We start from the raw sequence: 12,500 nt of genomic DNA, 5'->3' as shown, positions 1-12,500 counted from the left end.
TTTCCCGTGCTTCCACTAACCTCAAATGGTGCGTCTCGTAGCGCATGCGCACCGGGGGTGTGCACTTCGGTGACGTGCCCGGTTACAGCCGGGTTGCACGTCTTGGGGCATATCGGTTGTCGTTTCTGTCTGGCGATGGTTGCGCCGATTTTTAGATTGGTTGCACCTTTGTCGTTACAGAGGGTTGCACGGCCCTTTTGCAAAGGGCTGAAGCGAGTGACGCGACTGCCGAATCCCGACATTTTTCTGAATGAAAAAGTGATGGCACGCCCCTTGCTCTAGGCAACTCTTGTAGTTGCAGTGCTAATTAAAAAACCTCAGGAGCACCACTCATGTCGCATACGTTTTACAGGAAAGGTTTTCTGGCAATCGCAGTGGCAACTGCATTGGGCGTGTCTTCGTTTGCACAGGCTGATGTAAAGATTGGCGTGGCAGGCCCGATGACCGGCGCAAACGCATCGTTTGGCGAACAGTATATGAGGGGCGCTCAGGCGGCTGCGGATGCCATCAATGCGGCAGGTGGTATCAATGGAGAGAAGATTAAACTGGTCAGAGGCGACGATGCCTGTGAGCCTAAACAGGCCGTGGCGGTTGCCAACCGTCTGGTCGATCAGGACAAGGTCGTGGGTGTCGTCGGGCATTTCTGCTCTTCATCCACGATTCCGGCTTCCGAGGTCTACAGCGATGCGGGCGTGATTGTCATTACTCCGGGGTCGACCAACCCGGCAGTTACCGAACGCGGTCTCAAGGAAGTATTCCGCATGTGCGGACGTGACGATCAGCAGGGCGTGGTTGCCGGTGATTACATCGTCGATGTGCTCAAGGGCAAGAAAATCGCGGTCATCCATGACAAGGACACCTACGGCCAGGGTCTTGCCGATGCGACCCGTGCGCAACTGGCCAAGCGCGGCGTGAAAGAGGTTCTTTACGAAGGCCTGACCCGTGGCGAGAAAGACTTCAGCGCTCTGGTCACCAAGATCCGCTCGGTAGGTGCCGATGTCGTCTACTTCGGCGGCCTGCACCCGGAAGCCGGTCCATTGGTGCGCCAGTTGCGTGAACAGGGTCTCCAGGACATCAAGTTCATGTCCGATGACGGTGTCGTGACCGATGAACTGGTGACCACTGCCGGTGGTGCCCAGTACGTAAATGGCGTGTACATGACCTTTGGTGCCGACCCGCGCCTGCTACCGGACAGCAAGACTGTGGTCGACGAATTCCGCAAGTCCGGCTACGAGCCTGAAGGCTACACCCTGTACGCCTACGCCTCGATTCAGGCCCTGGCGGCCGGTTTCAACGGCGCCAAGTCCAACAAGGGCGATGCTGCTGCCGAGTGGCTGAAAGCCAACCCGGTCAAGACCGTCATGGGCGAGAAGGCCTGGGATACCAAGGGCGACCTGAAAGTCTCCGACTATGTGGTTTACCAGTGGGACGCTACTGGCAAGTACAAGCAGCTCGAACAGCAGAAGTAAGATAGACGCAGCGTCGAACCTGTCCCTGAGGCGGGTTCGGCAGGGTAATGGGCTCACACCTCAGCGGGCCCGGACTTTTCTGTTACCTGACGGCCTGCTCGTTGTACCTGGCAAGGTATGGCGAGCAGGACCCTGAGCGACCTTCAAGTTTGTGAGCGTGCGTGATGGACGGTATTTTCCTGCAGCAAATGGTCAACGGACTGACTCTCGGGTCTGTCTACGGCCTCATTGCCATCGGCTACACGATGGTCTACGGCATTATCGGCATGATCAACTTCGCCCACGGCGACGTTTACATGATTTCCGCCTACCTGGCCGCAATCGGCCTGGCGGTCCTGTCTTTCTTCGGTCTGGAGTCCTTTCCATTCCTGATTCTGGGCACGCTGGTCTTCACCATCGTAGTGACCGGTGTCTACGGTTTCGTCATCGAGCGAGTGGCCTACAAGCCGCTGCGCAACTCGACCCGCTTGGCACCGCTGATCAGCGCCATCGGTATTTCCCTGATCCTGCAGAACTATGCACAGATCAGTCAGGGTGCACGGCAACAGGGCGTACCAACGCTGCTCGAAGGTGCCTGGCGCTTTGAGATCGGTACCGGCTTCGTGCAGATCACCTACACCAAGATCTTCATCCTCATTGCGGCATTCGCCGGCATGGCGCTGCTGACCTACATCATCAAGTACACCAGGCTGGGCCGCATGTGCCGCGCGACACAGCAGGATCGCAAGATGGCTTCGATTCTGGGGATCAACACTGACCGGGTCATTTCCTACGTGTTCATCATCGGTGCCGCCATGGCTGCGCTGGCCGGTGTGTTGATCACCATGAACTACGGCACCTTCGACTTCTATGCCGGCTTCATCATCGGCATCAAGGCATTCACCGCTGCGGTGCTGGGCGGCATCGGATCGCTGCCGGGCGCGATGCTCGGTGGTTTGATCCTTGGGGTTGCCGAGTCGCAGTTCTCCGGCCTGATCAACTCCGACTACAAGGATGTATTCAGTTTCGGCCTGCTGGTCCTGATCCTGATTTTCCGTCCTCAAGGCCTGCTGGGTCGCCCACTCGTGGCGAAGGTATAAGTATGTCTGCTCCTATCGCTAAACCCATCGATATCAAGAAAAGTCTGATCGACGCCGTGGTTGCCGGCCTGCTGGCGCTGATTGTCTTCGGCCCCATCGTCGGTATCGTGCTCGACGGCTACAGCTTCAATCTGCAACCGGCCCGGGTCACTCTGCTGGTGGCGGTGGTCATGGCCGGCCGGTTCCTCATGAGCCTGTTCCTGCAGACGCCCAAGGGCATTCGCATCAGCCAGAGTTTCGAGAGTTCCGGCTCGGGCGTGCATGTGCTCAAGCCTGATCACAAATCGAGCCTGTACTGGATCATCCCGCTGCTGATCGTGATCGCCATCGTGTTCCCGATCTTTGCCAACAAGTACCTGCTGACCGTGGTCATCCTCGGGCTGATTTACGTACTGCTGGGGCTGGGTTTGAATATTGTGGTCGGTCTGGCCGGATTGCTCGACCTGGGTTACGTGGCGTTCTATGCCATCGGTGCCTATGGCCTGGCGCTGGGCTATCAGTATCTCGGGCTGGGATTCTGGTCGGCATTGCCACTGGCGGCCATCGCGGCGGCATTGGCCGGATGCATTCTGGGCTTTCCGGTATTGCGCATGCACGGCGACTATCTGGCCATCGTGACTCTGGGTTTCGGTGAAATCATCCGTCTGGTGCTCAATAACTGGCTGTCCTTCACCGGCGGCCCGAATGGTGTGCCAGTACCGTCGCCGACCTTCTTTGGCCTGGAGTTCGGGCGTCGCGCCAAAGAGGGCGGGATTCCGATTCACGAATATTTCGGTTTCGATTACAACCCGGACCTGAAATTCCTGTTCATCTACACCGTGCTGTTTCTGGTGGTTCTGGCGGTGCTGTTCATCAAGCATCGTCTGACCCGCATGCCGATCGGCCGCGCCTGGGAGGCCCTGCGTGAAGATGAAATCGCCTGCCGCTCGATGGGTCTCAACCATGTGCTGGTCAAGCTCTCGGCGTTCACCATCGGCGCTTCGACGGCCGGTCTGGCAGGGGTGTTCTTCGCCAGCTATCAGGGCTTCGTCAACCCGACGTCGTTCACCTTCTTCGAGTCGGCGCTGATCCTCGCCATTGTGGTGCTGGGCGGTATGGGCTCGACGGTGGGCGTGGTGATCGCAGCTTTTGTGCTGACGGTGGCGCCCGAGCTGCTGCGCAGCTTTTCCGAATACCGGGTGCTGCTGTTCGGCATCCTGATGGTGCTGATGATGATCTGGCGACCGCGTGGCCTGATTCGCATCAGCCGTACCGGCGTGGTGCCGCGCAAAGGCGTGCTGGCCAAAGAAGGAGTGGCATCATGAGCAATGAAGTCATTCTCTCGGTAGAGCATCTGATGATGCATTTTGGCGGCATCAAGGCGTTGAGCGATGTCAGCCTGCAGGTGCGGCGCAACTCGATCTTCGCCCTGATCGGCCCTAACGGTGCCGGCAAGACCACGGTCTTCAATTGCCTGACCGGTTTCTACAAGGCAACCGGCGGGCGTATCGAACTGCATACCCGTGGCAAGACCACCGATGTGATCAAGCTGCTGGGCGAGTCGTTTGCCGCGACAGACTTTGTATCGCCGAAAAGCTTCTTCAGTCGCGTGTACTACAAGATGTTCGGCGGCACCCATCTGGTCAACCGGGCCGGGCTGGCGCGTACCTTCCAGAACATCCGGCTGTTCAAGGAAATGTCGGTGATCGAGAACCTGCTGGTGGCTCAGCACATGTGGGTCAACCGCAGCCTGATCAGCGGCATCCTCAATACCAGGGGTTATCGCAAGGCCGAGGAGGACGCGCTCAATACCGCGTTCTACTGGCTGGAAGTGGTGGACCTGGTGGATTGCGCCAACCGTCTGGCCGGTGAACTGTCCTACGGCCAGCAACGCCGCCTGGAAATCGCCCGGGCGATGTGTACCCGCCCGCAGGTAATCTGCCTCGATGAGCCGGCTGCCGGCCTCAACCCGCAGGAAACCGAAGCCCTGAGCGGCATGATTCGCCTGCTACGTGACGAGCATGACATGACCATTGTGCTGATCGAGCACGACATGGGCATGGTCATGGGCATTTCCGACGATATTGTGGTGCTCGACCATGGCAACGTGATTGCCACGGGAGGGCCGGAGCAGATCCGCAACGACCCGAAAGTGATCGCTGCCTATCTGGGCGCTGATGAAGAGGAATTGGTATGAACCAGCCGATCCTCGAAATGAAAGAGATCGATGTGTTTTACGGGCCGATCCAGGCCCTCAAGAAGGTCTCGCTGCATATCGACCATGGCGAAACGGTCAGCCTGATCGGCTCCAACGGTGCGGGCAAGTCCACGCTGCTGATGTCGATCTTCGGCCAGCCGCGGGCGGCCAGCGGGCAGATCATCTATCAGGGCACCGACATCACCCAGAAATCGTCGCACTACATCGCCTCCAACGGTATCGCGCAGTCGCCGGAAGGGCGGCGGGTATTCCCCGATATGTCGGTCGAGGAAAACCTGCTGATGGGCACCATTCCCATCGGTGACAAGTATTCGGCCGAAGACATGCAGCGCATGTTCGAGCTGTTCCCCAGGCTCAAGGAGCGTCGCAACCAGCGGGCCATGACCATGTCAGGTGGCGAACAGCAGATGCTGGCCATTGCCCGCGCCCTGATGAGCCGTCCGAAACTGTTGCTGCTCGATGAGCCGAGCCTTGGCCTGGCGCCGATCGTCGTCAAGCAGATCTTCTCGACCCTTCGTGAACTGGCGGCTAGCGGCATGACGATCTTTCTGGTCGAGCAGAATGCCAACCATGCGCTCAAGCTTTCCGACCGTGCCTACGTGATGGTCAACGGGGAAATCCGGCTGTCCGGGACCGGCCAGGAATTGCTGGTAAATGAAGAGGTCAGGAACGCTTATCTGGGCGGACACTGATTCAGTCAAAAAAGCAGCACTTTCCATCGGCGCCCTGCGTGTTTTACACGCGGGGCGCTGTTTTTTCCATTTGTGGAAAACAATTTTGACATGGCTCTCAAGCGCGACATAAAGCCGCTGCAAACGGTTGTTTTGTCACGGTTTTGACTTGTTCAGGTTTACTGTGGAAGTGGCTGTTAATAACTTGGGAGTATTTGCCTGGAGCCCTTTATATATAAGGGCTATAGCGGTGTGGTTGTTTTTTGATCAGGCTTTTTTGGATGTCCTTGGCGGGGTTTTGTCAACGTCTGAATACCTGGTTGTTCATACAGTTTCCATGTGGCGCCAGCCTGTGGATAAGTCTGTGGGCAAGCACTGGAAATAGTCGGCAAGGCGTTATCCTTGGTGGCCTGGAGAGCGATGCAGGTTTTTTCCTGTTTTTCGGGGGCCAGTCTGTCGCTTGCAAAGTCAAGGGAAAAACTTCTTCAGGTCCGCTACAGCCCTTTAAATGCAAGCCATTCAGGGTTTTACACTTACCCCCGGAGATTGTGGGCTTGACTGTGGATAAGGTGGGTAAAACAGCGTGCAGCCCTTATGGAACGTGGCTTTGCTGGTGTTGATCGTTTTTTGTACAGTTACTGCTTTTGCCGGGCGACGTTATCCACATGCTTGATCCAGACGGCTCCGGGCGGGCATTCTGCCGCTCTTGCCGAGAACTTATTAACAGGCTGCGCTTTGATTGCGCCATGTCAGGAGAACGAAATGACTTCCACTGTATTCATCACGGGCGCTACTTCCGGGTTTGGCGAAGCCTGCGCCCGCCGTTTTGCCGAGGCGGGCTGGTCGCTGGTGCTGACCGGTCGCCGTCAGGAGCGCCTGGACGCCTTGAGCGCCGAACTGTCGAAGCAGACCAGGGTGCATACCCTGACACTGGATGTGCGTGACCGTGCCGCCATGGAAAGCGCCATCGCGGATCTGCCGGAAGAGTTCTCGACCATTCGTGGACTTATCAACAACGCCGGTCTGGCTCTGGGGATCGATCCGGCACCCAAGTGCGATCTGGATGACTGGGACACCATGATCGACACCAACGTCAAAGGCCTGGTCTACACCACGCGCCTGCTGTTGCCGCGTCTGATCGGTCACGGGCGTGGCGCGAGTATCGTCAACCTGGGGTCGGTGGCGGGCAACTACCCGTATCCGGGCGGCAACGTCTACGGCGGCACCAAGGCGTTTGTTGGCCAGTTCTCGTTGAACCTGCGCAACGACCTGATCGGCACCGGCGTGCGGGTTACCAATCTGGAGCCGGGTCTGTGTGAAAGCGAGTTCTCGCTGGTGCGCTTCGGCGGCGATCAGGCCAAGTACGACGCGACCTATGCCGGCGCCGAGCCGATCCAGCCGCAGGACATTGCCGACACGATCTTCTGGATCATGAATACTCCGGCGCACGTCAACATCAACAGCCTTGAACTGATGCCGGTCAGCCAGACCTGGGCCGGATTCGCGATTGACCGCAATCGCGGTTGATCGGCTGTGGGAGCCAAGTCATTCGCGAAAATTGCGTAATCGCGAATGACTTGGCACCTACAGGGTGTCGGCCAATCCGATGTAACAGGTGGCCAGGTGATAAGGCGTTGTTGAAGGCATATCGCTGCGGCTGATCTGGCCATTGGCGTCCAGGCATTCATGCCAGCCTTTGGCATGCAGGAAGCGCTGTTGCAGCGCAATCATCTGATTACCCAGGCGGCTTCTGCTCTCCGGGCGCAATGCCAGGGCTCGCAGATATTCGGCCTGTGCCCAGATTCGCTGGGTGCCATCAAGTACCACGCCATCAAGCGTCAGCATCGCACCGACCGCACCGGTTGTGCTGTCGACACCCTGAGCCTCGGCGAAAGTGAATGCCCGCTCCAATGACGCATGCAGGGCGCTGCCGCGCATCTCGGGTGTTGAGTGCAGCAGAAAGAACCACTCGAACTGATGCCCGGGCTCATACCAGTTATCCACAGCGCCCAGCGGTTTCTCCAGCATCACGCCAGTCGCCGGATCGACGAAACGACGCTGCATGTGAGTCACCAATCCATCCAGAGCCGTCTGGGTCCTTGGATCGGGGCGTACCGACAAGGTGGCCAGAAACGCTTCGGCCAGATGCATCAACGGATTCTGCAACGGCCCGCTTCCCAGCGCTGACCAGTCCTCGTCCAGGCTGGCTTCATAAAGCCCTGCGCCATCGGTAAAGCGCTCGGCGACCACGCTCAGCGCGGCATTGAGTACCGATTCGGCCAGCGGCTCCTTGACCCGGGCCCAGTAGTGGGCGCAGGCAAAAATGATGAAGGCGTGGGTGTAGAGATCCTTGCGCCGGTCCAGAGGCTGGCCTTGGGGATCGATACTGTAGAACCAGCCGCCATGCTCGCCATCATGAAAGTGCTGCTGCAGGGAACGAAACAGCGCGCTTGCGCGGGTCGCCGCGTTTGGAAAGTCCGGATTGCCGATCAGGCTGGAAAACAGGAACAACTGCCGGGCACAGGCCATTGCCCGATAGCGTTGCGGCGGCAAGGGCTGATGATTGGCGTCCAGGGCTTCATAGGGCAACGCCAGTTGCGCATTCCAGCCGGGACCTTGCCACAGCGGCACGACTACCTTGAGGAAGTGTTCCTGAAGGCGGGCAAGGAAAGCGGTCGGTTCAGGCTGTGTGGCAGAGCTGGAAGCATCGGGCATCGGCTGGAGTCATGGCAGTGTCGAGATGCGGGCCATGTTAACAGGCGGCGGTTTATCCGGCTCGGGATTGTGCTGATGCCCCGCGTGACACTGGGAGCCAATTCATTCGCGAACAGGCCCTTGAACAATCACGACTTGCCCAGCCCCGCATAAAAACCCGGCCGCCGATCCTGGAAATAGGTATTGATCGCTCGCGAGCGTTCCATCAATGAGCGGTCCAGTGTGCCAGCCAGCAACACCTCATCCCGGCCAGCGATTACCGGGCGGCAGCCATCCGGTGCGCAAAGGCTGCTTTGTCCGCAATAATCAATCTCGCCCTCACTGCCACAGTAATTGGCATACAGCAGATAACACTGATTCTCGAACGCACGGGCGCGCACGGTAACCTCACAGACGAAATCGTAAGGCACCATGTTTGCCGTGGGCACCAGAATCAGCTCGGCACCGGCCAGGGCCAGACGACGGGTGTTTTCCGGAAACTCCACGTCGTAGCAAATCAGCAGGCCCAGACGCCAGCCATTGAGTTCGACCACCGGAAAGTCGTCTTTGCCTGCCGCGAACATGGACTTGTCCAGCTCACCGAACAGGTGCGTCTTGCGGTAATTGCCCAGGCTTTTCCCGTGGCTGTCGATCAACTGCGCGGCGTTGTAAATCTGTCCATCCGTACCAAGCTCCGGATAGCCATACACAATCGCGATGCCATTGGCGCGGGCGATCTCGGCAACCCGGGCGGCAGCCATCCCATCCGCCGGCTGCGCCAGTTTGCGGGCCGTCTCTGCGCCGATGTTGTAGCCGGTCAGAAACATCTCCGGGCAGACCAGCAGCCCGGCCTTTTGCAGCGCAGCGGCCTGGGCCTGCTGCTCCAGGCGCAGCAGGTTGCCAGCAATATCCAGCGGCAGAGGCGGGCATTGATACAGCGCGATGCGCATGGCGGTTATTCCTTCTGATCAGTCAGCAAGTGCGATGGGGCCGATCTCGTGGAACACATCGCCGGGTCCGGGGTTTTCGGCGAATGTCTTGCCACCAAAATGAGTCATGATGCCCCACACGGCATTCAACGACGTCTGCACCGCGCCTTCAACCCAGGCGGGCGTCCAGGAAATATCGTCGCCGGCCAGAAACATGCCGCGATGTTCGCCAGGCATGTCCTGCTGCATGAAGTGCGAATACATCCTCTGGTTATAGCGGTAATGCCCCGGCAGTGCACCTTTGAAGGCACCCAGAAAATGCGGGTCGGCTTCCCATGAAATCGTGATCGGGTCACCGATGATCCGGGCGGCGATATCCACTTTCGGGTAGATCTTCTTCAAGGCATCCAGCGCCAGTTTGACCCGCTTGTCGATAGGTTGCGGCAGCATCTTCAGCGCATCGCTCATCCACGAATAGGACAGGCAGATCACTCCTGGCCTGTCGTCGCCGTTATCGAACAGATAGGTGCCGCGTGTCAGGCGGTCAGTGAGGGTCATGCTCATCAGGTCTCGACCGGTTTCCGGGTCCTTGTCCTTCCAGAACGGACGATCGACCATGACGAAGGTTTTCGAGGATTGCATATAGCGGGTGCGATCCAGAGCCATCCACATCTTTTGTGAAAACAGCGACTCTTCGCACTCGATCTGGGTGGTCAGCAGCCAGCTCTGGCAGGTGGTCAATACTGCCGAATAGTGGCGGGTGTCGCCCCAGTTGTCGGTAACGGCCAGGTTGCCGTCGTCGGCTCGGGCAATGCGTTTCACGCCGGTACGCGGTGCGCCACGATGCAGCGATGACAGGCTGGTGCCTTGCGGCCAGTGTGCGCAACGTTCCGGCACATGACGCCAGATGCCCAGCGGCACCTGTTCCACGCCGCCGACAATCAGATGCTGATGGTCGTCGCAGTTGGTCATGACTACGCGAAAGATTTCCAGCATCGAATTGGGGAAATCCGAGTCCCAGCCACCGGTGCCGAAACCGACCTGGCCGAACACTTCACGATGGTAGAACGACAGCTTGGCGAACGCTTTCGAGGTGGCGACAAAGTCATAAAAGGTGCGGTCGTCCCACAGCGGAACCAGTTTGTTCCACAGTTCCTTGAGGCGCGGCACATCGCGGTCGCGGATGGCCTGCTGGATATCGGAGAACTGCGAACCGGCTTCCAGCGCATCGGCCCAGGCGTCGGCGACTTCCTGAAATATCACCGGCAAGTCCGACAGTTTTTGTGCGTAGTAGGTCGTACCTTCCAGGTCGATGACGGTGCTGCCGGAAGCGGCTGTCAGCGGATTGGGAAAGGGCCTGGACTCAAGGCCCAGCTTGTCGACGTAGTGATAGAACGCCGTGGACGACACTGGAAAACGCATCCCGCCCAGTTCCGCAATGATCCCTTCAGCGCCTTCAAAGGCCTGGGAGCGCAGGCGGCCGCCCATTTTCGAGGCTTCGTACACAACCGGTTTGAGGCCCAGTTTCATCAGTTCATAAGCCGCCACCAGCCCGGCGATGCCGGCACCAATGATCGCCACTTCCTTGCCGTGATTTTCTTCCGGGATGCTGCCCAGGCCTGCCGGGTGCTCGATCCACTCATCAAAGGGAAAAGGAAAGTCCGGACCAAACATGGTGATCGGCTTTTTGCCGTCCTGGGGATGACGATTGTTTTTCATGACGGACCTTGATCGGCTACAACGAAAAACAACAGTCTAGATAAGCATGAGCACGTTAATAAGACGAAAAGTGTCGTCGTAATGAAGTGTTTTTATGCGATATGACGAAGCAGGAAGTCATTTTGCGTGTCGGCCGCTAAAGAGGCTGCCCGCGATCAATCTTGCTGCTGAGGATGATCGAGGTGGTGGTCTTTTCCACGCCATCGATGCTGCCGATCAAATCCAGCAACTGGTCCAGTTGCTCCGGCGAGTCAGTGCGCAGCCAGGCGACATAATCGAATTCGCCACTGACCGCACACAACTGCTGGACCTGCGCCAGAGTGCCGAGGCGGCGTAGCACTTCCTTGCCCGAGCGAGGTTGCACGGTAATGCCGACATAGGCTTGCAAGCCACCATCGACGACCCGCTGACTCAGCCGTACACCATAGCCGGTGATGACCTTGGTGCTTTCCAGGCGCGCCAGACGGGAAGTGACCGTCGTCCGGGCAATCCCCAATTGTCGAGCCAGCATGGCCACGCTCTCGCGGGCGTTGAGCTGCAGGGCCGCAATCAATTGACGGTCGATATCGTCGAGGGCGAGAGGGCGGCTATCGGGCACAACGGTCTCCTTCAAAACTTCCAGCGCCTGGCGGTCTTGGCCAGACGCTCTTGCAGGCCATCCAGGTTGTGCGCCAACTGTTGGGTCATCAAGTGATAGCCGGTCAGCTCGGCCGGTATCACCGACTGGGTGGCCGCAGCCTCGGATGGACGTGCCAGGCGTTCGGTCGCGCCGGTTTGCAGGGCGCGGGCCATGCCGACCAGCTGCCGACGGATCTGGCGGTAGTCCGCGTCCATGGTGGTCTTCAGGGAAGTGCCGGCGGCTTGATCGAGATCAACTGGCCGAATGTTGGAAAGGATTTCCAACGTGCTCAGGCACATGCGGAAATGCCCCTGTATGGCGTCCAGCTCGACCATGGAAATCTTCACTTCCTTGGAAACCGACGGCAGCAACGAGCGCAATTGCAGCATCGTGGCATTGAGCCGGGCGGTCAGCTTCAGATGCTCGTCGGCGGTGATCGGTTCGCCTTGATGGATGCGCCCGTAAACCTTGGCGCAATCACGCAGCCCGCTGGCCAGGTTGTAGCGCCAGGAAAAGACTGCATACAACGGCAAGGCAAAGGAGAAGGCCAATGCCAGCGCGATACCGATCATGATATCCAGCGTGCGCCACAGCCCGTCACTGATCGGGTTGACCCCGTGACCGGCCACGATAAACAGGGTAATCGCCGACAACAGCGCGGTGTAACCGCCCTTGCCGATCGCGTGATAAGCGAAGAAACCGCACATCACCGACATCATCACGTAGGTCAGCAACGGGATTTCCAGATAGCCCTGCTGCACCACCACAAACAGTCCAAGGCCTGCACCAATCAGCGTGCCATAGGCGCGCTCCACGGACTTCTTGCCGATGTTGCCATGATGCTGCAACCCGCCGATCACGATCAGCATGGTCACCGAGGCCCACTCGCCGTGGGGCATGTTCAGGCCCGACGTCAGCAGAATCGACACCAGCAGTCCGACCACGATTCGCGCCGCATGAATCAGCCGCGCATGCCGATAGCGGCGATACGGATCGAGTACAGGGCGCAGAACAGGGCGAAGCCAGGAAGGGATGAAAACAGAGCGCGAATTCGTCATGCGTTAAAGACCGCGAGGCTGGTAAGGGGTCGATGCTTTGATGATGGTGAGGTCCAGTAAGCCAC

The 12,500-nt window shown here is 58.7% G+C and carries 11 protein-coding genes; 6 read left to right on the top strand and 5 right to left on the bottom strand.

Features of this window, described 5'->3' with window-relative positions; translation table 11 throughout:
• Nucleotides 1-332 precede the first annotated feature (332 nt).
• The 6 genes from ALQ04_RS11990 (at nt 333) to ALQ04_RS11965 (ending at nt 6,943) form a co-directional block, all read left to right on the top strand.
• Complete coding sequence (locus tag ALQ04_RS11990) at nt 333-1,469, top strand: ABC transporter substrate-binding protein (RefSeq protein WP_122315976.1); 1,137 nt, start codon at nt 333-335, stop codon at nt 1,467-1,469.
• A gap of 164 nt (nt 1,470-1,633) precedes the next feature.
• Nucleotides 1,634-2,548, top strand: coding sequence for an ABC transporter permease subunit (locus ALQ04_RS11985; RefSeq protein WP_122315975.1), 915 nt, complete (start codon nt 1,634-1,636; stop codon nt 2,546-2,548).
• Nucleotides 2,549-2,550: 2 nt separating this feature from the next.
• On the top strand, nt 2,551-3,852 hold the full coding sequence (livM, locus tag ALQ04_RS11980; RefSeq protein ID WP_122315974.1) for a high-affinity branched-chain amino acid ABC transporter permease LivM: 1,302 nt from the start codon (nt 2,551-2,553) through the stop codon (nt 3,850-3,852).
• The gene (locus tag ALQ04_RS11975; protein WP_122315973.1) at nt 3,849-4,724 is read left to right on the top strand and encodes an ABC transporter ATP-binding protein; all 876 of its coding nucleotides are present in this window, start codon (nt 3,849-3,851) and stop codon (nt 4,722-4,724) included. Before livM ends, ALQ04_RS11975 begins: the two co-directional genes overlap by 4 nt.
• On the top strand, nt 4,721-5,437 hold the full coding sequence (locus tag ALQ04_RS11970; protein ID WP_122315972.1) for an ABC transporter ATP-binding protein: 717 nt from the start codon (nt 4,721-4,723) through the stop codon (nt 5,435-5,437). The genes ALQ04_RS11975 and ALQ04_RS11970 overlap by 4 nt, the downstream gene beginning before the upstream one ends.
• Nucleotides 5,438-6,178: 741 nt before the next feature.
• Nucleotides 6,179-6,943 (top strand): SDR family oxidoreductase, encoded by a 765-nt coding sequence (locus tag ALQ04_RS11965; protein ID WP_122315971.1) that lies wholly within the window; start codon nt 6,179-6,181, stop codon nt 6,941-6,943.
• A 57-nt stretch (nt 6,944-7,000) separates the two neighbouring features.
• On the opposite strand, the gene ALQ04_RS11960 is transcribed toward ALQ04_RS11965, so the two are convergent.
• The 5 genes from ALQ04_RS11960 to ALQ04_RS11940 form a co-directional block, all read right to left on the bottom strand.
• Nucleotides 7,001-8,131, bottom strand: a complete 1,131-nt coding sequence (locus ALQ04_RS11960) for an AGE family epimerase/isomerase (protein ID WP_122315970.1) — start codon at nt 8,129-8,131, stop codon at nt 7,001-7,003.
• Between the two features lie 128 nt (nt 8,132-8,259).
• Nucleotides 8,260-9,060, bottom strand: a complete 801-nt coding sequence (locus ALQ04_RS11955; protein ID WP_122315969.1) for a carbon-nitrogen hydrolase family protein — start codon at nt 9,058-9,060, stop codon at nt 8,260-8,262.
• A gap of 18 nt (nt 9,061-9,078) precedes the next feature.
• Nucleotides 9,079-10,758 carry an NAD(P)/FAD-dependent oxidoreductase gene (locus tag ALQ04_RS11950; protein WP_122315968.1) on the bottom strand — a complete coding sequence of 560 codons (1,680 nt, stop codon included), beginning with the start codon at nt 10,756-10,758 and terminating at the stop codon, nt 9,079-9,081.
• A gap of 136 nt (nt 10,759-10,894) precedes the next feature.
• Nucleotides 10,895-11,356, bottom strand: coding sequence for an Lrp/AsnC family transcriptional regulator (locus tag ALQ04_RS11945; protein ID WP_122315967.1), 462 nt, complete (start codon nt 11,354-11,356; stop codon nt 10,895-10,897).
• An 11-nt stretch (nt 11,357-11,367) separates the two neighbouring features.
• Nucleotides 11,368-12,435 (bottom strand): FUSC family protein, encoded by a 1,068-nt coding sequence (locus ALQ04_RS11940; protein ID WP_122315966.1) that lies wholly within the window; start codon nt 12,433-12,435, stop codon nt 11,368-11,370.
• Nucleotides 12,436-12,500 lie beyond the last annotated feature (65 nt).

The sequence above is a fragment of the Pseudomonas cichorii genome, assembly GCF_003700275.1.
Lineage (GTDB): Bacteria > Pseudomonadota > Gammaproteobacteria > Pseudomonadales > Pseudomonadaceae > Aquipseudomonas > Aquipseudomonas cichorii_B.
This window is presented reverse-complemented; position numbering and strand designations above follow the sequence as displayed.